This window comes from Cupriavidus sp. LA-1 (assembly GCF_055385985.1).
Map to the genome: position 1 here is coordinate 918,970 of NZ_AP031387.1, position 23,545 is coordinate 942,514.

Consider the following 23,545-nt stretch of genomic DNA (forward strand, 5'->3'; position numbering starts at 1 on the left):
TGAAAAATGGCCCGGGCGGCCCTATTTCTGGCGGCACCGGCCACGTTGGCGTGGCCCCACCCACTTTCCAGATTCGCCTGTTTCCAAGAGGAGAACCATGACCGCACCGCACGAGACGATGAGCTTCCAGGCGGAAGTGAAGCAACTGCTGCACCTGATGATCCACTCGCTGTACAGCAACAAGGAAATCTTCCTGCGCGAGCTGGTCTCGAATGCTTCGGACGCCACCGACAAGCTGCGCTTCGAGGCGATCGCGAACCCGTCCCTGCTGGAAAACGACGCCGACCTGGCCATCCGCATCGAGGCCGATCCGCGGGCACGCACGCTGAAGATCTCCGACAACGGCATCGGCATGAGCCGCGACGAGGCCATCCGCAACCTCGGTACCATCGCCCGCTCGGGCACCAGGGAATTCTTCCAGCAACTGTCCGGCGACCAGCAGAAGGACGCCGCGCTGATCGGCCAGTTCGGCGTGGGCTTCTACTCGGCCTTTATCGTTGCCGACAAGGTCACGGTGGAAACGCGCCGCGCCGGCCTGGGCGCCGAAGACGCGGTGCGCTGGGAAAGCACCGGCGACGGCGAGTTCACCGTCGATGCCATCGCCCGCACCGGGCGCGGCACCACCATCACGCTGCACCTGCGCGAGGGCGAGGACGATTTCCTGTCGGCCTGGCGCCTGAAGAGCATCATCCAGAAGTACTCGGACCATATCTCGCTGCCGATCCGCATGCCCAAGGAGGTGTGGGACGCCGAGTCCAGCACCTACAAGCGCACCGACGAGTGGGAAAGCGTGAACCAGGCCAGCGCGCTGTGGACCCGCGCCAAGTCCGATATCACCGACGAGCAGTACACCGCCTTCTACCAGCACATCGCGCACGACAACGAGGCGCCGCTGGCCTGGACCCACAACCGCGTGGAAGGCCGCAGCGAATACACCCAGCTGCTGTATATCCCGGCGCGCGCGCCGTTCGACCTGTGGGACCGCAACCACAAGGCCGGCCTGAAGCTGTACGTCAAGCGCGTCTTCATCATGGACGACGCCGAGCAGCTGCTGCCGGGCTACTTGCGCTGGGTCAAGGGCGTGGTCGACTCCGCCGACCTGCCGCTGAACGTGTCGCGCGAACTGCTGCAGGAAAGCCGCGACGTCAAGGCTATCCGCGAAGGCTGCACCAAGCGCGTGCTGTCGATGCTGGAATCGCTGGCCGATAGCGAAGAGGAAGCCGAGCGCGCCAAGTACACCACCTTCTGGCAGCAGTTCGGCCAGGCGCTCAAGGAAGGCATCGGTGAAGACCAGGCCAACCTGGAGCGCGTGGCCAGGCTGCTGCGCTTTGCCTCCACGCACAACGACACCGCCGAGCAGAACGTGGCGCTGGCCGCCTACGTCAGCCGCATGAAGGAAGGCCAGGACAAGATCTACTACGTCACGGCCGATACCTGGTCCGCCGCCAAGAACAGCCCGCACCTGGAGGTGTTCCGCAAGAAGGGCATCGAAGTGGTGCTGCTGACCGACCGCGTCGACGAGTGGATGCTGTCGTTCCTGCGCGAGTTCGACGGCAAGGAGCTGGTGTCGGTCGCACGCGGCGACCTGGACCTTGGCAAGCTGGCCGACGAAGCCGAGAAGGCCGAGCAGGAAAAGGCCGAGGCCGACTGGAAGGACGTGGTCGAACGCGCCAAGGCCGTGCTCGACGGCAAGGCCAAGGACGTGCGCGTGACGCTGCGCCTGACCGCATCGGCCTCGTGCCTGGTCTCTGACGAAGGCGACATGAGCGGCTACCTGCAGCGCCTGCTCAAGCAGGCCGGCCAGAAAGCGCCGGACGCCCAGCCGATCCTGGAGCTGAACCCGGAGCACGCGCTGGTGCAGAAGCTGCGCGATCTTCCCGAGGGAGATGCCTTCAGCGACCGCGTGCAGGTGCTGTTCGACCAGGCGCTGCTGGCCGAAGGCGGCATGCTGGAAGACCCGGCCGCCTACGTGCAGCGCGTCAACAAGCTGCTGGCCTGACGGCCTGACAGCAACCAGGTGCGGCCGTGCAACGCGTCCGCACCGCCTTGCCATGCCAGACACCCTGCCGGCTGCCGCCGATCTCCACCAGGGCCTGCCGCCCGTCATCGACTGCGAGACACGCGTGCTGGTGCTGGGCAGCTTTCCCGGTGCCGCGTCGCTTGCGGCGCGCCAGTACTACGCCCATCCGCGCAACCAGTTCTGGCCGCTGCTGGGCGCGCTCACCGGCGAGCCGCTGCCCGAGCTGCCTTATGCCGAGCGGTTGGTGCGGCTGCTGGCGCACCGCATCGGCGTGTGGGACGTGCTGGGCGCGTGCCTGCGTGAAGGCAGCCTGGACAGCAATATCCGCCAGCCGCAGGCCAACGATTTCACGCGCCTGCGCGCGCTGGCGCCGGCGCTGCAGCGTGTCGGCTTCAATGGCGGCACTTCCGGCCGCTTTGCGCCGCAGTTTGCCGCGCAGGGCTATCAGACGGTGGTGCTGCCATCATCCAGCCCGGCGCATGCCGCGCGTAGTTTCGAGCAGAAGCTGGACCTGTGGCGCGCCCTGCTGGCCTGAGCCGCAGACCGTAACTGCTCAACCGGAGGCGCCTGCCTCGCGCTGCCGCAGCAGCCAGTCGCGAAACACCTTGAGCGCCCGCATCGGCGCCGACGCCGGCGGATACACCAGGTAATAGCCCTTGGGATGCTGCCAGGCGGCATCAGACAAGCGTTCCAGCTTGCCGGCGGCGAGCAGGTCGCCGGTCATGTAAGCGGGCAGCAGCGCCACGCCCATCCCCGCCACGGTCGCGTTCAGCGCCATCGACATCACCTCGTAGCGTGGACCTTCGCGGCTCGGGCTGGCCCGGACGCCTTGCTGCGCGAACCATCCTTCCCATGCATCCGGCAGCGTCAGATGCTGGATCAGCGCCGCGCGCGGCGTGCCGGCATTGACCGCCTTGCCGTGCGCCGCCACCCATGACGGCGCGGCGTAGGGCGACAACTGCAGCGGCAGCACGAAGTCATTGTGCAAGCCAGGCCGCTGGCCGTCGCCGAATTCCAGCGAAGCGTCCACGGGGGCGGTGCTGAAGTCCACCGCACCCACGCGCGTGCGCAGGTTCAGCGTGATCTCGCCATGTGCGCGCGTGAACGCGGGCAGGCGCGGAATCAGCCAGTAACTGCCCAGCGACGCGGCCACCGACAGCGACAGGGCGCCACCCCGGCCCTTGAGGGCCATCACGTTCATGGTGGCCCGCTCCAGTTGCCGCAGCAGCGGCGCAATCTCGGCCAGGTATTCGCGCCCCGCATCGGTGAGCGCCATGGCATCGCGCCGCCCGGAAAACAGCGGCACGCCCAGGCGCTCTTCCAGCGTCTGGATCTGGCGGCTGACCGCGCCTTGCGTCAGGTTCAGTTCGCGCGCGGCGGCGGTGAAGGAACGCAGCCGGGCGCTGGCCTCGAAGCACAGCAGGGACTGGGTGGAGGGTGCGCGGAACATTGGTGGTCATGAAAGAAACACAGGAATGCGCAAGGCATTTCCCACAACGTTCCAGATCCTATCAGACGCTGCATGAGAAAACCTCATGCATACCGCAGTAAAAGTGGTTTGCCAGCAGCCCGCTGCGGACCGGATCATCACGCTCGGGCTGCTCCCGACAGTGTCTTGCCAACCGGCACGGCGCGTGTCCCAACCTGGCGGACTGACTGATGTTTGATCTCATTATTGAAGGCGGCAGCGTGATCGACGGCACCGGCGCGCCCAGGAAGGACTGCGATATCGGCATCCGCGGCGGCGAGATTGCTGCGCTCGGCGACCTGCGTGGCGCCGTGGCGAGTGAGCGCCATGACGCGGCCGGCCGCATCGTCGCGCCCGGCTTCATCGATGTGCATACCCACGACGACCGCCTGCTGCTTGATGCGCCGCAGGGGCCGCATCCCAAGCTGTCGCAGGGCATCACCACGGTGATCACCGGTAATTGCGGCATCAGCCTGGCGCCGCTGCTGACCGACAACCCGCCGGCGCCGCTGGACCTGCTTGGCGACGACGCCTGGCGCTTCGACGATTTCGCCGGCTACCTCGACGCCCTGGAGTCAGGGCGCCCGGCGCTCAACGCAGCCTGCCTGGTCGGGCATTCGACCCTGCGCGTGCGCCATGTGGGGCAGCTCGATCGCCCTGCCACCGCTCGCGAAACCGACCGCATGGCGCAGGCCCTTGCCGAGGCACTGGCGGCCGGTGCCATCGGCATGTCCACCGGCCTCTACTATCCGCCCGCGCGCGCCGCCACCGACGCCGAAGTGATTGCCGTAGGCGCGCCGCTGGCGCATGCCGCTGGCATCATCACCATGCATATCCGCGACGAGGGCGACGCCATCGAGGACGCCATGCGCGAGGCCCTGCATATCGGGCGTGAACTGGGCATCGACACCGTGCTGTCGCACCACAAGCTGGTCGGGCGCAACAACCACGGACGCTCGGTGCAGACGCTGGCCATGCTGGAGCGCGCCGCGCGCGTGCAGCCGGTGTGCATCGACTGCTATCCCTACAACGCCTCGTCGACGATGCTGCTGGCCTCGCGCGTGCGGCAGTCCGACGATGTGCTGGTGACCTGGTCCAAGGCCGATCCGTCCGCGGCAGGGCAGTCGCTGTTCAAGCTCGCACGTGAGCGCAATCTCGACCCGGAGACGCTGGCGCAGGCGCTGGCGCCGGCCGGCGCGGTGTACTTCGCCATGAGCGAGGACGACGTCGAACGCATCCTGGCGCACCCGCTCACCATGGTCGGCTCCGACGGCCTGGCGCACGACCAGAGCCCGCACCCGCGCCTGTGGGGCAGCTTCCCGCGCGTACTGGGCCACTACGCGCGCCGGCGCGGGCTGTTTCCGCTGGAAACGGCGGTTCACAAGATGACGGGGCTGAGCGCGCAACGCTTCGGCCTGCCGCGCCGCGGCACCATCGCTGCCGGCAATTTTGCCGACCTGGTTGTCTTCGACGAGGGCAGCGTGGCCGACCGCGCTTCCTTCGAGCGGCCCACCGAAGTCAGCACCGGCATCGACGCGGTCTTCGTCAACGGGCGCCTGGCCTGGGGGCAGGGCCGCAACCGGGACGTCCACGCCGGCCATGTGATCCGGCGCCGCACCGGCACAGGCGCAGCCCGGCACTGAAGCGCCGCCGGGCATACGCCGGTTTCAACGCGCCCCCAAGCCGTTCCACCCCACAAGCCAATACACGAAGGAGACACGTGAAGCATCCCGACAACCTGGGCGCGCAGAGCGCCCTTGCGGCCGCGCTGTCGGCGCCGCCCATATCGACCACCGCGCCTGCACCGCTGTATTCGCGGCCGCGCAAGATGTTCCTGCTGGGCATGCTGTTGCTGTCGTGGATCCTCGGTAATGCCGACCGCATGGCGATGAGCGTGTCGATCGTCCCGATCCAGAACGAGTTCCACCTCGATGCGCGTTCGGCCGGCCTGTTGCTGAGCGCGTTCTACGTGAGCTACGCGCTCATGCAGCTCGCGGCGGGCTGGCTGGGCGACCGCTTCGGCTCGCGCGTGATCCTGGTGTTCTCGGTGGCGTGCTGGTCGGTCTTCACCGGGGCCACCGGCATGGCTACCACCTTCGCCATGCTGTTCGTGATCCGCGTGCTGTTCGGCATCGGCGAGGGCGGCTTCGCGCCGGCCAGCACGGTGACCATCGCCGAGGCCTTTCCCAAGCCTGAGCGCGCGCGGGCCAAGTCGCTGGTGATCGGGGCCTCGTTCCTGGGCAGCGCGATCGGTTCGGGCGCCATCGCCGCGCTGATCCACAGCCACGGCTGGCGCTTTGCCTACCATGTCTTCGGCCTGGTCGGAATCCTGGTGGCGGTGGTGCTGTGGTTTGCCGTCAAGCGTCCGCCGCTGCGCGCGAAGCCGCCAGGCAAGGCCGCCTTCGGCGTGCTGCTGCGCTCGCCGGTACTGCGCAAGACCATGGTGGTCTTCTTCTTTGCCAACATAGTGTACGTGGCGCTGGTGTCGTGGATGCCGTCCTTCCTCGTCCGGGTGCGCTACATCGACATCCTGCACGCCGGCATGGCCTCGGCAGTGCCGTATGTGGTGGCCTTCCTCAGCCTGCTGGCGGTGGGCTGGCTGCTCGACAAGGTCGGCCACGGCCGCGAGCGCCTGTTCATGGCGGCGGGTGCCTGCGCCATGATCGTCTTCATCGCGCTGATGGCCTGTGCCGAGTCGCTGCCGGCCATGCTCACGCTGTGGACGCTTGCGCTGGTTGGCTACACCGTAGTCTACGGCACGGTCTTCGCGATCCCGCTCAAGCATATTCCGGATGAATCGGTGGGCTCGGCCGCCGGCATCATCAACTTCGGCGGCCAGCTCGCGGCGGCGATTTCGCCGGCGCTGATCGGCCTGCTGATGGACGCGGTGCCCGGCTCCTACGTGCTGCCCTACGCGGCATTGCTGGTGTCCGCGCTGGGCGCGCTGGTGGTGGCGCTCACGTGGCACCCCGGCAGCCATGCCAGCGGGTCCGGTGAGGCCGCTGGCGTGGCAGCCTGAAACGTGTTGCGAGGCCGCTCAAGGAGGAGTGGCTACTCAGCCCAACTGCGGCTGCGTGGCCGCATAGCTCGGCCGCTCGCGCATGACGGATTGCCCGCGCCGCACGTTGGGATACTTCTCCAGCAACGCCGCACCCTCCGGGAACATGCCGACATACATCAGGATCGGCGCGAGGAACAGGTCGGCCATCGACATCACGCTGCCGACCAAGTAATCGCGGTCGCCATAGGCCGCGTCGAATACGGCAAGGTGCTTGTCGATCTCCGGCACGGCGGCTTCGATGACGGCGCGGTCAGGGTGGCCGTCCTTGCCCTTGGGGAAGACGTATTGCAGCACGTAGCGGCGGACCATCGCATCGTAGCCGTGGCAGTTGATCAGGCTGATCCATTGCTCGCCGCGCGCGCGGTCGGTGACGCCCCATTGCGGCTGCAGGCCTGGTCCTTCGAAGGCCTCGTCGATGTAGTTAAGGATGGCGCGGGTTTCGTAGAACGAAATCGGGCCGTCGGTGAACGCCGGCACGCGGCCGAACGGGTTGTGCGCGAGTACCTCAGGCGAATGCGGGGGCACGGGGTCCAGCGTGTAGGCCACGCCTTTTTCTTCCAGCGCCATGCGCACCGTGCGGCAGTAGCTGCTGCGCGGATCGCCGAAGACGGTCACGGTGCCCGCGCTGCCCTTCGGGTCCAGGTAATCGCTGAGGCGGTTGAACACGGATTGCCAGCCGCCCATGTGCGAATCGCGCGCCTGCGCGTTCGGGAAACCGCTGTGGCGCATGTGCAGGTGGGTGCCGTCCTCCTGCTCGGTCAGCGTGACTTCGATCAGGGTCTTGAGATCGGGCGGCAGCGAGCCTGACTCCCAGGCCCAGGTGTAGGCGAGGAAATCGGCGCGGTCGATGGTCTGGTATTCGCCGCCGACAATATGCTGCGAGCCGTCGCGTCCGCCCATCACGATGCGGTAGCTGCCGCCGACTCGTGCGTCGGCGCTTGCCTCCAGCACGCTCATGCCGCGCGGGCAATGCCACGCGGCCAGGGCGGCCTGGTTGGTAAAGGCATCGAAGACCCGCTCGCGCGGCGCGCGGATCAGGCGGGTCATTTCCAGGTGGAAGGTGGCAGCTTGGTCCATGATGGTTTCCCTCAGTCCTTGGTTGAGTCGTCCGGACCCGTGGCGGACGCCGCCGCGTGGGTTCGTTCGACGAATTCGACGAGCCGGTCGAGGTTGCCTTCCCAGTGGCGGCGATAGGTGTCCAGCCAGTCGTGCGCATCGCGCAGGGCGTTGGCGCGCAAGTGGCAGATGCGCCAGCGTGCATTGATCTCCCGCTCGATCAGCCCGGCTTCGGCCAGCACGCGCAGGTGCTTCGAGATGGCCGGGGCCGACATCTCGAACGGGCGCGCCAGCTCGCTCACCGGGGCCTCGCCCTCCGACAGCCGGGCCAGGATCGCTCGCCGGGTGGGGTCGGCCAGGGCGGCGAAGATGCTGGAGAGGGCGTCGGGCGTGGCAGGCATGGGTTCATTTAACCAATTGGTTAAATGAAAGTCAAGCAGAAAAATGGGTGCAGGGGCATCGACGCGATGGCGGGTGGCCGGCCTGCCACTGGCCGGCGCGGGCATTCCGGGGGCGGCTGAGACCGTTTGCCGTGCCTTTCTGTCACAATGCCGGCGGCTGGTGCGCCGGCCATTGATTCAAAGGTGAATTTTCTATGCGTATCTTCGGCATCAGCATCCATATCATCGTCGCACTGTTCTTTGCGGTGCACGCGGTGCGCACGCACCAGAACATGTACTGGCTGCTGATCCTGTTCCTGTTCCCGGGGCTGGGCAGCGTGGTGTATTGCTTTGCGATCTACCTGCCCGAGCTGCGCCAGTCGCGCGGCGCGCGCGCTGCCACGCGTGCCATCACGCAGCTGGTCGATCCGAACCGCGCGGTGCGCGAGGCCCGCTCTGACTTTGACCGGGCCCCGACGGTGGCGCACCGCATGCGCCTGGGCGCTGCCTTGCTGGCGGCCGGTGAGCCGGCAGAGGCCTTGCAGCACTACCGGGCCGCGGCCAATGGCCCGTTTGCGACCGATCCCGCGCTGCTGCAGGGTCTGGCGCAGGCGCAGTTCGCCACCAGCGATGCCGCCGGCGCACTGGCGACGCTGGAGACGCTGTTCGCGGCCAATCCGCAGTCGCGCCAGCAGCCCGATCCGGCCTTGCTGTACGCGCGGGCCCTGGCAGCCACCGGTGCCGCCGGCACGCGGGCCGCCTTTGAGCAGGCGCTGACCAGTGCCAGCGATGCCGCGCCGCGCTGCCTGTTTGCCGACTGGCTTGCGGCGCAGCCCGATGCCGCTGACCGCGAACGCGCGCAGCAGCTCTATGCCGATATCGTCCACGACGCCCGCCACTGGCCGCGCCACGCCCGCGAACACAACCGCGCATGGCTGCAGCGCGCGCAGGCGGCGCTGGGCAAGTAATCCGCGCCCCCAACTCCATGCTGGATCGGGTGCTGAACGCCATTCTCGACAACATGACCCTACTGAAACGCAAATCGATTGAAGCCGTGGCTTCGCGCCGTCCGGCACGTGGCACCCGTATTCGTGGCGAGGCGCCGGCACGCGAAGAGAAACGCATGACGCCGCGCTTCGCGCCGGTGACCTTCTCGGAAATGGAAGGGGTGCGTTACCTGCACTTCGGCACGGAGTGGGTGCAGGGCGCGATGCGCCTGCGCAAGCCCGATGCGATCGAGCTGGAGTACGCGCAGCAGATGATGGCCTGGCTGCTGTTCCTGTCGCCCTCGGTCGAAGAGTTCCACGTGGTCCAGCTGGGCCTGGGCGCCGCGGCGCTGACCAAGTTCTGCCACCGCCAGTTCAGCCGCGCGCGCGTGACCGCGGTGGAGCTGAACCCGGCCGTGATCATCGCCGGGCGCAGCATGTTCGGCCTGCGCGAGGACGACGCGCGCCTGACCGTGCGCGAGCAGGACGCCTGGGACTACGTGATGGACGGCGCCCACACCGGCGCCATCGACGTGCTGCAGGTGGACCTGTACGACGCCACCGCGCGCGGCCCGGTGCTGGACACCACTGCGTTCTACCGCGCCTGCCGCCGCACGCTGAAGGCACCCGGCGTGATGACCATCAACCTGTTTGGCGACCACGACAGCTTTCCGAAGAACATCGAACGCATCTGCGATGCCTTCGACAACCGCGTGCTGGTGTTCCCGGAAGTGCATGACGGCAACATCATCGCGATGGCCTTCAACGGGCCGGATATCGATGTGTCGTGGGAAGCGCTGGAGGGGCGTGCCGAGGTGGTGGAGAAGTCCACCGGACTGCCGGCGCGCGACTGGGCGCAGAAGCTGCGCGCGGCGAATGCGCGGCAGGAAGAGCGGTTGAAGATCTGAGGTACTGAGGAACTGTCCCTCTCCCGCCGCGCAGGAGAGGGAAGCCGCCGCTCTTACTCCTTATGGAAGAACTGCGCCAGCGACCATTCGTCGGTGCGCGCTTCGTACTTCAGTCCCTTCTTCATCGCCCACATTGCCAGCTGGCTGTGCGACGGAATGATCGCGTGGTCGGCCAGCGCAAATCTTGCCGCGGTGCGGGCATTCTCCTCGCGCGCCTTGTCGCTGCTGACCGTGGTCAGCGACTTCTCGATCAGCTGGTCCAGTTGCGGGTTGCTGTACTTGCCCCAGTTCCAGGTGCCGTAGCCGGTCTTGGGATTGGGCGTGCCGGTGATCGAGCGCAGCGCCACGTCGGCAGCAGCCGAGCCCCAGCCCAGCATCTGGAAGGCGAACTCGCCCTGGCGCGCGCGCGTGAAGTAGGTCGCCACCGGCAAGGTTTCCACCTTGGTCTGGATGCCGATGCGCGTCAGCATGCTGGCGGTGGCCTGCGCCACCGCGGCGTCGTTCAGGTAGCGGTTGTTGGTGGCGTGCAGCGTCAGGCCGAAGCCGTCGGGGTAGCCCGCGGCGGCCAGCAGCTTCTTCGCGCCTTCCGGGTCGTAGGCTTCGGGACGGGTGCCGGGATGCCCGAAGATCTGCGGCGACACGATCGACGATGCCGGCACCGCCAGCCCTTCCATGATGCGGCTGACGATGGCGTCGCGGTTCAGCGACTTGCTGATTGCGGCGCGCACGCGCGCGTCCTTGAACGGGTTCTTGCCCAGCGGCTTGCCGGCCTTGTCGGTGACAAAGGGCGGGTTGTCGCGCGACTGGTCCATCTGCCAGAAGATGGTGCGCCACGACACCTGCTGCTCGATCCTGAAATTGGGGTTCTGTTTGAGCCTGGCCACATCGGCCGACGGCACGCTCTCGATCACGTCGACGTCGCCCGCCAGCAGCGCGGCGCTGCGCGCGCCGTTGTCGGTGATGATGCGGAACACGGCGCGGTCCCACTCGGGCTTGGGGCCCCAGTAGTTCGGATTGCGCTCCATCACGATTTCCTGCCCGCGCGCGAAGCGCACGAACTTGAACGGGCCGGTGCCGATCATCGCCTTGCCTGAGTCAAAGTCCGCCTGGGTCAGCGTGGCGGCGACCTTCTTCGGCATGATCGGCACGCTGTTCAGGTCGTTGGGCAGGTTGGCGTAGTTGGGCACGCTCATGGTCAGGCGCACCGTCAGCGGGTCGGGCGTGTCGATGCGCGCGATCGGCTTGGTGTAGCTGGTGAACGAGCCCGGGCTGTTGGTGAGCTTCTCCGGGCGCTCCAGCGAGGCCTTGACGTCCTCGCTGGTAAAGGGCGAGCCGTCGTGCCACTTCACGTTCGGGCGCAGCTTGATTTCCCAGGTGATGGCGTTGACCGGCTTCCACGACAGCGCCAGGCCGGGGATGTAGCGGGCGTTCTTGTCGAGGAACACCAGCGACTCGAAGATATGCAGCGCGATGGCGTTGTTGGGGCCGGAATTGTTCCAGTGCGGATCCATCGACGTGACGTCGGCCGACAGGCCGATGCGCAGGTCTTCGGCATGGGCGGCGCCGGCCGGCAGCAGCGTGAATGCGGTGCTGCCCAGCACCAGCGCCGCGGCGGCATGGAGTGCCGCGCGGCGCATGGGGTGGGCAAGGCGGCGGGGCGGAAGGGTCGGTGTCATCTGGCTGGCTCCTCGTACGGGTCCGCGCGGGCGCGGACGGGTTCTCAGGCGGGTTTGTCCCGCATTGTGCCGCTAAAGTGACATGGTTGCAGCCTTTGGCGGAAGCGCGGGTTCCCGACCGGTAAAATGGCGCCCATGTTTGCCAATTCCCGCACCATTGTCTCGGCCCAGGCCGATGTCCACGAGCACCTGGCCGCGCGCGTCGCGCGCCACCTGGCCGAACCGTTCCGCAAGCCGGTCGGCGAGCCCAGCCGTCGCGAGCTTGGCGCGGCGCTGCAAAGCTGGCAGCAGGCCGGCGGCGCGCCGCTGATCCTGGATGCGGGTTGCGGCGTGGGCGAAAGCACGCTGCGCCTGGCGACGCAGTTCCCGGACCATTTCGTGATCGGCATCGACCAGTCCGAGAAGCGCCTGGCCGCCGGCAAGGACTGGTGGGGCGAGGCGCCCTTGCCAGCCAACTTCTGCTGGGCCCGGGCCGACCTGGTCGACGTCTGGCGCCTGCTGCAGGCCGAGGCGGTGCCGGTGGCGCGCCACTACGTGCTGTACCCGAACCCGTGGCCGAAGATCGGCCACCTGGGGCGGCGCTGGCAGGGGCACGCGGTGTTCCCGGCGCTGGCTGCCTGCGGCGACTACCTGGAGTGCCGCAGCAACTGGCGCATCTATATCGATGAGTTCGCCCTGGCGCTGGAGCAGGTCGGGCGCCCGGCGCGGGTGGAGGCCTGGGAGCCGGCGCAGGCGATGACGCCGTTCGAGCGCAAATATGGGGCATCGGGCCACGGCTTGTGGCGCTGCGTCAGCGAGCGCACGCCCGCCTGATCGGCCCGCCAATGAGAAACGGCCCGCGCATGCGGGCCGTTCTCAAGTCTGGTGCAGGGCGCGTCAGTGGAACAGCGGCTGCTGCGTAGGCGCGTCTTCGGGCAGTTCGGCGTGCACGATCTCGCCGTTGCGGTCCGCATACAGCGGCGTGCCGCAGTCTTCGCAGTACTCCGGATCGAACAGCGCGGCATGGCGGAAGATGTCTTCCACGCCGGCGTTGCGCAGTTCCTCGCAGATCTGGTCGAGCGGGTTGCCCTTTTCATCGGCATCGACCTCGCCGGCTTCGCGGCCGTAGACCGGCCAGACGATGCCGTAGATCACATCCTTCTCGCCGCGCATGGTGAAGCCCACGCGGTATTCCTCGACCACTTCCTCGCCGAAGGCGGCCACCACCGCGGCCAGCTGGCCGGCGGAGATGTCCAGCGTGCCGCACAGGTAATTGACGGCGGCGCGCACGGTCAGCGGGCGGATGCTCTTGTCGGATTCGCGGCAGGACAGGAAGAAGGCATCGGGCAGCAACAGCTCGAACTCGCAGCCCGGCAGCAGCAGCGCCACCGACGGTTGCACCTGGCTGCGCCATTGCTCCAGGCAGATCGAGCGCTCGGCGTGGTGCTCCTTGGCGTCTTCCTGCCAGCGGAACAGCGCCTGCTCGTGCGGGGCCACCACCACGGCCAGCAGGTAACGCGGATCGGCCAGGATGGGCGCGGTCTCGGGCAGGTCGCGCAGGTCGACCTTGGGTACCGCACCGGCCAGCGCGGCCGCGGCCAGCTTGTGCGTCAGCGCGAAGGTGTCGCTATGCGTGCGCGGCAGCTGGTCGATGCTGTACAGGTAGGGCGACAGCGACACCCTGGTGCCGCTGGCCAGCACATGTGCCTGCAGGTGCACGGCCAGCGTCTGCGCCAGTTCCGGCTTGAGCGCGCCGGAAGGAATGGCGTAGCGCGTGTGCGCCAGGATCGGCGCGGCGATCAGCAGCGCGTCATAGACCTGACCGTCCACCTCGATGGTGGCGGATTCGGCCAGTGTCTCGGCCTGCTCGGCCAGCACGTCGGAGGCGTCTGCATTGTGCTTGAACAGGTGTTCCAGCGCCGCGTCGAGCGCGGTCTGGCTCCCGTTCTTCAGCAGGCGGCCCAGGCGCTGCGAGAGCCGCCGTTCCCAGTATCCGTCCTCCATGCGGCTGCCCGATGCGTCGAGGGCGAGCGCGTCGGCCACCAGACGCTCGGCGTCGGGGGAGAGTCGTGGGGAAGCCTTGGGGCGAAAACCTGCCATAGAAAGAAACCGTCCGTTTATGCGTAAAACGGTATTCTACTCGCTGCGTTGACACGCAGGCCGCTATATGCGTGCGGTCGGCGCCGGCGCTGGCCGCACGTGCGGCTTATTTCCCGGCCGGCGCGGAGGCGGGGGCCGCGGGGGCATGGCTTTCGACGCTGTGCGACTCGCCGGCGATGGAAACGTCGCTGCCGCCCTTGGTCAGCAGGTAGAGGGCCGCGCCGGCGACGACGATGAATGCGATAAGGATCTTGGCCACGGTGTCTCCTGAGTCTGGCTGATGCCGGGAGATCCCGGCCTCCGGTCGTGCGACCGCTGTTCTTGTGGGACACAGTGTGGCAGCGCTGGCTTGCGCGGAACTTACACGCGCCGGACATCGTGCCGGGTGATTCAGGGGGCGCAGGGCGCCAATGAAAAACGCCGCCTGCCGCGGCCCCGCGGTGGGGGCCAGGCAGGCGGCGCCGATGGCGCAGGTGGCGCTCAGGCGGCCAGCGCTCAGGCAGCCAGCAGCTGGCGCAGCACGAACGGCAGGATGCCGCCGTGGTTGTAGTAGTCGACCTCGATCGGCGTATCGATGCGCAGCAGTACCGGCACCCGCTGCACGTCGCCATTGGCGCGATGGATCACCAGCACCACATCTTGCTGCGGCTTCAGTTCACCCTCGATACCTTCGATGTCGAAGGTCTCATCGCCGATGATGCCCAGCGTCTGCGCACTGTCGCTGCCCTTGAACTGCAGCGGCAGCACACCCATGCCGACCAGGTTGGAGCGGTGGATGCGCTCGAAGCTGCGGGCCACCACGGCCTTCACGCCCAGCAGCTGCGTGCCCTTGGCCGCCCAGTCTCGCGACGAGCCGGTGCCGTACTCTTCGCCGCCGAACACCACCGTGGGCGTGCCCTCGGCCACGTACTTCATGGCCGCATCGTAGATCGACATTTCATCGCCGGTGGGCTGATGCAGCGTGATGCCGCCTTCCACGCGCGAGCCGTCGGCCTTGGCCGGGATCATCAGGTTCTTGATGCGCACGTTGGCGAAGGTGCCGCGCATCATGACCTCATGGTTGCCGCGGCGCGAACCGTAGCTGTTGAAGTCGGCCTTGAGCACGCCATGCGACAGCAGGTACTTGCCCGCCGGAGAAGTGTCCTTGATCGAGCCGGCCGGCGAGATGTGGTCGGTGGTCACGGAATCGCCGAAAATGCCCAGCGCGCGCGCGCCGCGCACGCTGGCGCTGGTGGCGGCCGGCTGCATGCTGAAGTCCTGGAAGAAGGGCGGCTCGGCGATGTAGGTGGACTTGGGCCAGTCATAGACCTGGCCCTTGGTGCCCTTGATGCCGGCCCACAGCTTGCTCGGCTTCTTGACCTGTTCGTAGTTGCCCTTGAAGGTCTTGGCGTCCATTGCGTACTTCATCAGCGCGTGGATTTCTTCCGAGGTCGGCCAGATGTCGCCCAGATAGATGTCGCGGCCCTTCTTGCCCTTGCCGACCGGCTCGGTCATCAGGTCGCGGGTCACGTTGCCGGCGATGGCATAGGCCACCACCAGCGGCGGCGAGGCCAGGAAGTTGGCGCGGATGTTCGGATGGATGCGGGCCTCGAAATTGCGGTTGCCCGACAGCACCGCGGCGGCCACCAGGTCGTTGCTGGTGATGGCCTCGTTCAGCTCGGGCGTCAGGTCGCCGGCATTGCCGATGCAGGTGGTGCAGCCATAGGCGGTCACGCCGAAGCCCAGCTTTTCCAGGTACGGCAGCAGGCCGGCGGCCTTCAGGTATTCGGTCACCACGCGGCTGCCCGGTGCCAGCGACGTCTTGATGTGCGGCGCCACCGTCAGGCCGGCTTCCACCGCCTTCTTGGCGAGCAGGCCGGCGCCCAGCAGCACGCTCGGGTTGGACGTGTTGGTGCAGGAGGTGATCGCGGCAATCAGCACGTCGCCGTTCTTCACCTCGAGGCCGTCGGTGGTGGTGTAGGCGCGGTCCAGGTCGGCCGCATCCTTGTTGAAGCCGTTCTCGGCCACCGGCTTGCTGAACAGCGAGGCAAAGGTGCTCTTGACGTTGCCGATCTCGATGCGGTCCTGCGGACGCTTCGGGCCCGCCAGCGACGGCGCCACGGTGCCCAGGTCCAGCGTCACCACCTTGCTGTAGTCGATCTCGCCGGCCTTGGGAATGCCGAACATCTTCTGCGCGCGGAAATAGCCCTCGAACGCGGCGATTTCCTCTTCGGTGCGGCCGGTGCCCTTGAAATAGTCGATGGTCTTTTCGTCCACCGGGAAGAAGCCCATGGTGGCGCCGTATTCGGGCGCCATGTTGCCGATGGTGGCGCGGTCGGGCAGGGCCAGGCTGGCGGTGCCTTCGCCGAAGAACTCGACGAACTTGCCCACCACCTTTTCCTTGCGCAGCATCTCGGTGACGGTCAGCACCAGGTCGGTGGCGGTGACGCCTTCGCGCAGGCGGCCCTTCAGTTCCACGCCGACCACGTCCGGCGTCAGGAAGTACACCGGCTGGCCCAGCATGCCGGCTTCGGCCTCGATGCCGCCGACGCCCCAGCCGACCACGCCGATGCCGTTGATCATGGTGGTGTGCGAATCGGTGCCGACCAGGGTATCAGGGTAGTAGACGCCGTCCTTCCTGTGCACGCCGCGGGCCAGGTATTCCAGGTTCACCTGGTGCACGATGCCGAAGCCCGGCTGCACCACGCCAAAGGTGTCGAAGGCCTGCATGCCCCACTTCATGAACTGGTAGCGCTCATTGTTGCGCTGGAATTCCAGTTGCATGTTCAGGTCCAGCGCTTTCTTCTCGCGGAAGTGGTCGACCTGCACCGAGTGGTCGACCACCAGGTCCACCGGCACCAGCGGCTCGATCTTCTTGGGGTTCTTGCCCATCTTCTCGGCGACGTTGCGCATCGCCGCCAGGTCGGCCAGCAGCGGCACGCCGGTAAAGTCCTGCAAGACCACGCGCGCCACCACGAAGGGAATCTCGTCGACGCGGTCGGCGTTCGGCTTCCAGCCGGCCAGCTGCCTGACGTGTTCTTCGGTGACCTTCTTGCCGTCGCAGTTGCGCAGCACCGATTCCAGCACCACGCGGATCGACACCGGCAGGCGCGCGATGTCCAGGTCCAGCGCCTCGCCCAACTGGGGCAGGGAGTAATACTGGCCCTTGCCGGAAGAGCCGATCTTGAATTCTTTTAGCGTGTTCTTGAGGTTGTGGGGCATTGCCGTACTCCGATCGAAGGATGATGCGATGGCATTTGGCTCGGACCTGAATCGAGACCCCGGTGCGCTGCCGCGGCGATTGACCGCGGTCCGAGGCCGGCAGCGCACTGCAACTGCATACTCTAACCGGGGCGCGGCTTCGCCGCCACCCGGTACGGCATCCAGCCGGCCACGACGACACCGGCTCGACAACATGCCCCGTCCGGGATTGACCGCCCGGCAAGGCAAAAAGGGCGCTGGCGGCCGGAATTCAGCGGCCGCCGGCGCCCTGGTACTGGCTTACTGCTTGGGTGCGGCGGATTGCTGGGTGGCTGCGGGCAGCGCCTGGCCGCCCGGCACCTGCGTCGGGCCGCCCGGGGGCGTGACCAGCAGCGGGGTGGTGGCCGGGGCGCGCAGGCCGCCGGCCTGGGTCGGGGCGGCCGCGCCGGCCTGCATCGCGGCGGACTGGCATTCGTCGGCCAGGCGCTGGCCCAGGTTCTTGTTGAACAGCATGGCCTTGCTCGGGATCACTACCAGGTCCAGGCCGGAGCGGGCGTCGAAGTAGCGGTCGGCGCCGGTCACCGTGGTCTGGCGCGGCAGCTTGTAGTCCTTGCCTTGCCAGTGCACGGTCAGGACTTCGTCGCGCAGCATGTCGCCGGCGATATACATGCTGTTGCCCAGTTCACACTGCCACTTTTCGCCGTTCGGGGTGACCGCGGCGGCGGTGCCTGCGGCAGCGGCGGTGCCGGCAGCCGCCTTCTTCTTGCTCGAGGACTTCCTGGCGGTGGTCTTCTTGACGGGTTCCTGCGCCATCACGGCGGTGGCGGTGGTCAGGCTGAATGCGCCGATGCAGGCGGCAAGGACAAGATGTTTCATTTTGTGAGTGCCTTTCTGATACTGAAATCGATCTATATTTGATTCGCCGCCCTGGGATCGGGGCGGCGCCGGGACAATTTCCGCCGCTATTCTCTACGATTTGGCGAAGGCGGCGTAGTGCTCTGGTCTTTGGTTACATAATCGGCGCCGCTGTTGGCCCGGCTTCACTTGCGCTTGCCGATCGGCACGAACTTCAGGTTCTCCGGGCCGGTGTAGTTGGCGCTCGGGCGGATGATCTTGTTGTCGATGCGTTGCTCGATGATGTGCGCGGCCCAGCCCGAGGTGCGCGAGATCACGAACAGCGGCGTGAACATCGCCGTCGGCACGCCCATCATGTGGTAGCTCACCGCGCTGAACCAGTCCAGGTTCGGGAACATCTTCTTGATGTCCCACATCACCGTTTCCAGGCGCTCGGCGATGTCGAACATCTTCATCGAGCCGGCGTCCTTCGACAGCTTCTTCGCCACTTCCTTGATCACCTGGTTGCGCGGGTCGCTGATGGTGTACACCGGGTGGCCGAAGCCGATCACGACTTCCTTGTTCTCGACGCGGCGGGTGATGTCGGCCTGCGCTTCATCCGGGTTGTCGTAGCGCTTCTGGATCTCGAACGCGACTTCGTTGGCGCCGCCGTGCTTGGGGCCGCGCAGCGCGCCGATGGCGCCGGCGATCGACGAGTACATGTCCGAGCCCGTGCCGGCGATCACGCGGGCGGCAAAGGTCGAGGCGTTGAACTCGTGCTCGGCGTACAGGTTGAGCGACGTGTTCATGGCACGCTCCCACAGCGCCGACGGCTTCTCGCCGTGCAGCAGGTGCAGGAAGTGGCCGCCGATGGAGTCATCGTCGGTTTCCACTTCGATGCGGCGGCCGTTGTGGCTGTAGTGGTACCAGTACAGCAGCATCGAACCGAGGCTGGCCATCAGGCGGTCGGCGATATCGCGCGCGCCCGGGGTGTTGTGGTCTTCCTTCTCCGGCAGCACGGTGCCCAGCACCGACACGCCGGTGCGCATCACGTCCATCGGGTGGGCGCTGGCGGGCACCCATTCGAGCGCGGCCTTGACGTTGGCGGGCAGGCCGCGCAGGCTCTTGAGCTTGGCCTTGTAGGCGGCCAGTTCGGATTTGGTCGGCAGCTTGCCGTGCACCAGCAGGTGGGCGATTTCCTCGAACTCGCAGGTCTCGGCGATGTCGAGGATGTCGTAGCCGCGGTAGTGCAGGTCATTGCCGGTGCGGCCGACGGTGCACAGCGCGGTATTGCCGGCGGTCACGCCCGACAGGGCGACGGATTTCTTGACCCGGGGTGCGGCCGGCTCGCTGGCCGTGGCGGCCGGTGCATCGATCTTCGAGGCGGACATCCGTGTCTCCTTGGGCGCTGCCCTGACTGGTTATTGGTTTGGGTATCGGCCTCAGGCGAAGAACAGCGCTTCCACGTTGGCCGGCAGCGGCGTGCCGGTGGCCTGCGCGCGCTGCAGCAGCGACCAGTAATAGCGGTAGCTGGCGCGGTCGTGCAACTGGCCATCGTGGCGGATCGGCGCCCAGTTGTTCTCGTGCGCCGCCAGCAGGATCTGGCTGGCCGCGCCGATTTCTTCCTGGCCCGGGCGGAACGCCGCCACGATCGGTGCGATCTGGCCCGGATGGATGCTCCACTTGCGCAGGTAGCCGAATTCGCTGCGCGCGCGCAGCGCATCGTCGCCGGCGCGCTGCGGCGCCTGCACGTCGGTGCTGACGTTGTGCGACGGCACCTTGCCGTGGCGATGGCAGGCGGCCGAGATCTCCAGCATGGCGCGGCGGATCAGCGGGTGCTCGAACTGCTGCGGCGAACGCATGGCCTCGCCCGGGATGGCGCCATGATGGCCCGAGACAAAGTCCATCAGCCCGAAGCTCAGGCATTCCACCTGCACCAGCGCGGCGATATCGAAGGCCTGCTCCAGCGCGGCATGGGTCTCGATCAGGGCATGGATCGGGACATGGCGGGCGATGCCGGCATTGCGCGCCACCTGGTTGACGTGGTCGGTCACGCGCGCGACCTCGACCACATCGGTGACCTTGGGCACCACCACATAGGCCAGGCGCGCGCCGGCGGCACGCACCAGCACGTCGACGTCCTCGCGCCAGCTCGGGTGGGCCGGGTCGTGGATGCGCACGCCGACGCGGTTGTGGGCATTGAGCGGGCTGTTGACCAGCTGCGCGCACAGCTCGGCGTGCTCGCGCTCATGACCGACGGCGGCGCCGTCCTCGCAGTCGAAGGTGATGTCGAACACCGGGCCAAGCTCTTGTTGCAGGGCAAGCGATTTGCGCATCAGCTTTTCGCTGCCCGCGTAATGGTCACACACCGGCAGCTGGACCGGGATGGCTTCGCCCTGGAACAAGACCTCGGAAGGATGCACGTTGATTCAGACAGGTTGGGGTTGAGGGGATAGCGCAGGGGCCAGCCTGGCCCCTGCATACGAAAAAACCGGGGTCCGCGTCGATTCTGAATCGTTGCGGAACCCCGGTCTTTCCTCGAGCGAGCGGAAGATCAGCCCAGCAGGTGCTGCACGCCGGCCTTTTCTTCTTCCAGTTCGTTCAGGGTGATGTTGATCTTTTCCTGGCTGTAGGCGTCGATCTCCAGACCCTTGACGATTTCGTACTTGCCGTTGGCGGTGGTCACCGGGTAGCCGAACATGGTGTCGGCCGGGATGCCGTACTCACCATTGGACGGGATGCCCATGGTAACGACCTTGCCGTTGGTGCCCAGCACCCAGTCGTGCACGTGGTCGATGGCGGCGTTGGCAGCCGAGGCAGCCGACGACAGGCCGCGCGCTTCGATGATGGCGGCGCCGCGCTTGCCGACGGTCGGCAGGAACACGTCGTTGTTCCACACCGGGTCGTTGATCATGTCCTTGACGCTCTTGCCGTCGACGGTGGCGTAGCGGTAGTCGGCGTACATGGTCGGGCTGTGGTTGCCCCACACGAACAGCTTCTCGATCGACGACACCGGCTTGCCGGTCTTGGCGGCGATCTGCGACAGGGCACGGTTGTGGTCCAGGCGCAGCATCGCGGTGAAGTTCTCGCGCGGCAGGTTCGGTGCCGACTTCATGGCGATGTAGGCATTGGTGTTGGCCGGGTTGCCGACCACCAGCACCTTGACATTGCGGCTGGCGACTTCGTCCAGTGCCTTGCCCTGCACGGTGAAGATCTGGGCATTGGCTTCGAGCAGGTCCTTGCGCTCCATGCCCTTGCTGCGCGGGCGGGCGCCAACCAGCAGGGCCACGTCGGCGTCCTTGAAGGCAACCTTGGGGTCATCGGTGATGACCACGCCGGCCAGCAGCGGGAACGCGCAGTCTTCCAGTTCCATCACCACGCCCTTGACGGCTTGCTGGGCTTGCGGGAGGTCGAGCAGTTGGAGGATGACCGGCTGGTCTTTGCCCAGCATGTCGCCGTTGGCGATGCGGAACAGCAGGGAGTAGCCGATCTGGCCAGCGGCGCCGGTCACTGCGACGCGCATTGGGGCTTTAGCCATGAGTAAATCTCCAAACGATAGAAGGGGGGAAGCCGGCCGGCGTCACGCCGCTGTCATGCAAAGGGGCGCGGTGCGTCACCGGGTGCTGGTTGTCGCCACAGCGGGGAGCGGCAGTCCGCCGGGGCCAGGTGGCGGGGCCACGGGGCGGAACCGGTGGGGGAGAGCCACAACGGGTCATGGTGATGCAACAAAGCGTTAGTCTACTGCGAAGCGAGGCGCCATTTCCAGACCGGGCTGCTGCCGGACCGGCACATTCCGGTATGCTGGCGGGCCTGGGCGGACCATCGCGGGCGTGGACCAGCGCGAGTGTAGGCCGGGCCTCCCGTGATGTCAATTCATATGTCTTATATAAGACATAAGACAATTAACGTAAGGCTGGACGTGTCTTGCCCTTTTGTGGTGAAATCCCGCTATGTCCTCCCTGCCTACGTCCCTGACCGGCGCAGCCGCCCCCGGCGCGCAGGAATCTGGCGCCGCCACGCCTGGCGCCGGGACGCAGCCGCTTTCGCCTGCGCCTGCCCAGCAGGCCGCCCCGCAACCTGGTTCCGCCCCTGGTCCGCACGCCGTGCCATCGCCCACTTTCAGCCCGCTTTACCAGCAGATCAAGGCGCTGATCACGCGCAGCCTGCAGTCCGGCGAATGGAAGCCCGGCGAGATGATCCCCAGCGAAATGGAGCTGGCTTCGCGCTACAAGGTCAGCCAGGGCACGGTGCGCAAGGCCATCGACGAACTTGCCGCCGAGAACCTGGTGGCGCGCCGGCAGGGCAAGGGCACCTTCGTGACCACGCACCATGAAGACGTGGTCAAGTTCCGCTTCCTGCGCCTCGTCCCCGACGAAGGCGAACCCCATTATGGCGCCAGCCACGTGCTGGAATGCAAGCGCCTGCGCGCCCCCGCGGAGATTGCCCGGCTGCTCGACATCCGCACCGGCGACAGCGTGGTGCAGATTCGCCGTGTGCTGAATTTCTCGGGCGAATCGACCGTGCTGGACGAAATCTGGCTGCTCGGCGCGAACTTCAAGGGCCTCACCGCTGAAAAGCTGACGGAGTGGAAGGGCCCCATGTATGCATTGTTCGAGGCCGAATTCGGTACGCGCATGATTCGCGCCTCGGAGAAAATCCGCGCCGTGCCCGCCGATGAGACGGCGGCCGAGTTGCTGTCCGTTCCGGTAGGCTCGCCGCTGTTGTCGGTCGAGCGCGTTTCCTACACTTATGGCGATCGCCCCGTAGAGGTGCGCCGCGGGTTGTATGTAACGACCAGGCACTATTACCAGAACGACCTGAGTTGAGTCACGGAGCCGGTGGGATGCCCGCGCCGGCGCCGATTATTGCGGCTTTTGTCATGGTAATCCGGGCTGTTGTGCGGCGCATGTGGATGTTGCGTGGCGTGGTGCGCCGGATGTGATTTGTGTGCGATTGTCGGGCGGCACTTGTCGACGTGTGATAGCTGAAAATTATTGGTGCAGCGCGCAACAAAGGCGCTAAAATCTCATGGATTTGCCCTAATGCATCCCGTTGCATGCAGGGCAATGGCAGTTTCGTTTCTTTGTTTACCGCTAATGGGGTCTCGCATGGCTGAAGCCGTCAAACAAGCCAGGCCGGAGTTCCGGAATATCGGTATTTCGCAGATCGCGAAATACCGGTTGCCCTGGGCCGGCAAGGTATCCATCCTGCATCGCGCGAGCGGTGCACTGATGTTCCTCCTCCTTCCCTTCGTCCTGTATCTGTTTGAACAGAGCATCACCTCCGAACTGAGCTTCGCAAAGTTCTCGGCCCTTCTGTCCGGTGGCTTTGTCAAGCTGGTTGTGCTGGCCCTGATCTGGGGTTATCTGCATCACTTCTGCGCCGGTATCCGCTTCCTGCTGCTGGATGTGCACGTTGGTGTCTCCAAGCCGGCTTCGGCCAAGTCTGCCATCGGCGTGCTGGTTGTGAGCCTGCTGCTTACCCTGATTTTCGGCCTGAAGCTGTACGGCCTGTTCTGAGGAGAATCAAGGTGGCAAATAACAATATCGGTCCCAAGCGTCTTGTCGTCGGTGCCCACTACGGCCTGAAAGACTGGCTCGCGCAACGCGTCACGGCCTGCATCATGGTGGTCTTCACCGTGGTCCTGGCCATCGCCTTCCTGCTGTCGAACGGCGCTTCGTATGAAGCGTGGGCAGGGCTCTTCTCCAACCAGTGGATGAAGATCATCACGTTCCTGACCATCCTGTCGCTGCTGTATCACGCCTGGATCGGCGTGCGTGACATCTGGATGGACTATGTGAAGCCGATGGCCGTGCGCCTCGTGCTGCAAGTTCTTACGATTCTGTGGCTCGTCGGTTGCGCGGGCTACGCTGCTCAGATTCTCTGGAGGGTGTAAT

General features: G+C 66.5%; 21 protein-coding genes. 10 read left to right on the top strand and 11 right to left on the bottom strand.

Features of this window, described 5'->3' with window-relative positions; all coding sequences use genetic code 11:
- The first annotated feature begins 97 nt into the window (after positions 1 to 97).
- Entirely contained in the window at positions 98 to 1,999 is a 1,902-nt protein-coding gene (htpG, locus tag ACZ5MJ_RS04385) for a molecular chaperone HtpG (RefSeq protein ID WP_464222625.1), read from the top strand.
- Positions 2,000 to 2,051: 52 nt separating this feature from the next.
- Complete coding sequence (locus ACZ5MJ_RS04390; RefSeq protein ID WP_464222626.1) at positions 2,052 to 2,555, top strand: DNA-deoxyinosine glycosylase; 504 nt, start codon at positions 2,052 to 2,054, stop codon at positions 2,553 to 2,555.
- Between the two features lie 18 nt (positions 2,556 to 2,573).
- Here ACZ5MJ_RS04390 and ACZ5MJ_RS04395 read toward each other — a convergent pair whose 3' ends face one another.
- Complete coding sequence (locus ACZ5MJ_RS04395; RefSeq protein WP_464222627.1) at positions 2,574 to 3,470, bottom strand: LysR substrate-binding domain-containing protein; 897 nt, start codon at positions 3,468 to 3,470, stop codon at positions 2,574 to 2,576.
- A gap of 209 nt (positions 3,471 to 3,679) precedes the next feature.
- Here ACZ5MJ_RS04395 and ACZ5MJ_RS04400 point away from each other — a divergent pair, with 209 nt between their 5' ends.
- Positions 3,680 to 5,131: an N-acyl-D-amino-acid deacylase family protein gene (locus ACZ5MJ_RS04400; RefSeq protein ID WP_464222628.1), complete on the top strand. Its 1,452-nt coding sequence runs from the start codon at positions 3,680 to 3,682 to the stop codon at positions 5,129 to 5,131.
- A gap of 77 nt (positions 5,132 to 5,208) precedes the next feature.
- Positions 5,209 to 6,507 carry an MFS transporter gene (locus ACZ5MJ_RS04405; RefSeq protein ID WP_464222629.1) on the top strand — a complete coding sequence of 433 codons (1,299 nt, stop codon included), beginning with the start codon at positions 5,209 to 5,211 and terminating at the stop codon, positions 6,505 to 6,507.
- A gap of 36 nt (positions 6,508 to 6,543) precedes the next feature.
- On the opposite strand, the gene ACZ5MJ_RS04410 is transcribed toward ACZ5MJ_RS04405, so the two are convergent.
- A complete protein-coding gene (locus ACZ5MJ_RS04410; RefSeq protein WP_464222630.1) occupies positions 6,544 to 7,626 on the bottom strand; it encodes an SRPBCC domain-containing protein in 1,083 nt (360 codons plus the stop codon).
- 11 nt (positions 7,627 to 7,637) lie between these two features.
- Positions 7,638 to 8,006 (bottom strand): ArsR/SmtB family transcription factor, encoded by a 369-nt coding sequence (locus ACZ5MJ_RS04415; RefSeq protein ID WP_464222631.1) that lies wholly within the window; start codon positions 8,004 to 8,006, stop codon positions 7,638 to 7,640.
- 194 nt (positions 8,007 to 8,200) lie between these two features.
- On the opposite strand from ACZ5MJ_RS04415, the gene ACZ5MJ_RS04420 reads away from it, so the two are divergent.
- Together ACZ5MJ_RS04420 and ACZ5MJ_RS04425 are read left to right on the top strand one after the other, a co-directional pair.
- Complete coding sequence (locus tag ACZ5MJ_RS04420; RefSeq protein WP_464222632.1) at positions 8,201 to 8,953, top strand: tetratricopeptide repeat protein; 753 nt, start codon at positions 8,201 to 8,203, stop codon at positions 8,951 to 8,953.
- Between the two features lie 53 nt (positions 8,954 to 9,006).
- Positions 9,007 to 9,879, top strand: a complete 873-nt coding sequence (locus tag ACZ5MJ_RS04425; protein ID WP_464222633.1) for a class I SAM-dependent methyltransferase — start codon at positions 9,007 to 9,009, stop codon at positions 9,877 to 9,879.
- A 53-nt stretch (positions 9,880 to 9,932) separates the two neighbouring features.
- Here ACZ5MJ_RS04425 and ACZ5MJ_RS04430 read toward each other — a convergent pair whose 3' ends face one another.
- A complete protein-coding gene (locus ACZ5MJ_RS04430) occupies positions 9,933 to 11,555 on the bottom strand; it encodes an ABC transporter substrate-binding protein (RefSeq protein WP_464222634.1) in 1,623 nt (540 codons plus the stop codon).
- 126 nt (positions 11,556 to 11,681) lie between these two features.
- On the opposite strand from ACZ5MJ_RS04430, the gene trmB reads away from it, so the two are divergent.
- On the top strand, positions 11,682 to 12,368 hold the full coding sequence (trmB, locus tag ACZ5MJ_RS04435) for a tRNA (guanine(46)-N(7))-methyltransferase TrmB (protein WP_464222635.1): 687 nt from the start codon (positions 11,682 to 11,684) through the stop codon (positions 12,366 to 12,368).
- A gap of 63 nt (positions 12,369 to 12,431) precedes the next feature.
- On the opposite strand, the gene ACZ5MJ_RS04440 is transcribed toward trmB, so the two are convergent.
- The 7 genes from ACZ5MJ_RS04440 to ACZ5MJ_RS04470 all read right to left on the bottom strand — a co-directional run bounded on the left by ACZ5MJ_RS04440 (position 12,432) and on the right by ACZ5MJ_RS04470 (position 21,186).
- A complete protein-coding gene (locus ACZ5MJ_RS04440; protein ID WP_464222636.1) occupies positions 12,432 to 13,634 on the bottom strand; it encodes a DUF2863 family protein in 1,203 nt (400 codons plus the stop codon).
- A 106-nt stretch (positions 13,635 to 13,740) separates the two neighbouring features.
- Complete coding sequence (locus ACZ5MJ_RS04445) at positions 13,741 to 13,893, bottom strand: hypothetical protein (protein ID WP_464222637.1); 153 nt, start codon at positions 13,891 to 13,893, stop codon at positions 13,741 to 13,743.
- Positions 13,894 to 14,129: 236 nt separating this feature from the next.
- Positions 14,130 to 16,835 (bottom strand): aconitate hydratase AcnA, encoded by a 2,706-nt coding sequence (gene acnA, locus ACZ5MJ_RS04450; RefSeq protein ID WP_464222638.1) that lies wholly within the window; start codon positions 16,833 to 16,835, stop codon positions 14,130 to 14,132.
- Between the two features lie 279 nt (positions 16,836 to 17,114).
- Positions 17,115 to 17,690, bottom strand: coding sequence for a hypothetical protein (locus tag ACZ5MJ_RS04455; protein ID WP_464222639.1), 576 nt, complete (start codon positions 17,688 to 17,690; stop codon positions 17,115 to 17,117).
- Between the two features lie 164 nt (positions 17,691 to 17,854).
- The gene (prpC, locus tag ACZ5MJ_RS04460) at positions 17,855 to 19,039 is read right to left on the bottom strand and encodes a bifunctional 2-methylcitrate synthase/citrate synthase (RefSeq protein ID WP_464222640.1); all 1,185 of its coding nucleotides are present in this window, start codon (positions 19,037 to 19,039) and stop codon (positions 17,855 to 17,857) included.
- Between the two features lie 51 nt (positions 19,040 to 19,090).
- A complete protein-coding gene (locus tag ACZ5MJ_RS04465; RefSeq protein WP_464222641.1) occupies positions 19,091 to 20,071 on the bottom strand; it encodes an HpcH/HpaI aldolase/citrate lyase family protein in 981 nt (326 codons plus the stop codon).
- 131 nt (positions 20,072 to 20,202) lie between these two features.
- Positions 20,203 to 21,186: a malate dehydrogenase gene (locus ACZ5MJ_RS04470; RefSeq protein ID WP_464222642.1), complete on the bottom strand. Its 984-nt coding sequence runs from the start codon at positions 21,184 to 21,186 to the stop codon at positions 20,203 to 20,205.
- A gap of 412 nt (positions 21,187 to 21,598) precedes the next feature.
- On the opposite strand from ACZ5MJ_RS04470, the gene ACZ5MJ_RS04475 reads away from it, so the two are divergent.
- The 3 genes from ACZ5MJ_RS04475 to sdhD all read left to right on the top strand — a co-directional run bounded on the left by ACZ5MJ_RS04475 (position 21,599) and on the right by sdhD (position 23,544).
- Positions 21,599 to 22,474, top strand: coding sequence for a GntR family transcriptional regulator (locus tag ACZ5MJ_RS04475; protein WP_464222643.1), 876 nt, complete (start codon positions 21,599 to 21,601; stop codon positions 22,472 to 22,474).
- Between the two features lie 282 nt (positions 22,475 to 22,756).
- Positions 22,757 to 23,167 (top strand): succinate dehydrogenase, cytochrome b556 subunit, encoded by a 411-nt coding sequence (gene sdhC, locus ACZ5MJ_RS04480; RefSeq protein ID WP_432257681.1) that lies wholly within the window; start codon positions 22,757 to 22,759, stop codon positions 23,165 to 23,167.
- 11 nt (positions 23,168 to 23,178) lie between these two features.
- A complete protein-coding gene (gene sdhD, locus ACZ5MJ_RS04485; RefSeq protein ID WP_432257680.1) occupies positions 23,179 to 23,544 on the top strand; it encodes a succinate dehydrogenase, hydrophobic membrane anchor protein in 366 nt (121 codons plus the stop codon).
- Position 23,545: the final 1 nt, after the last annotated feature.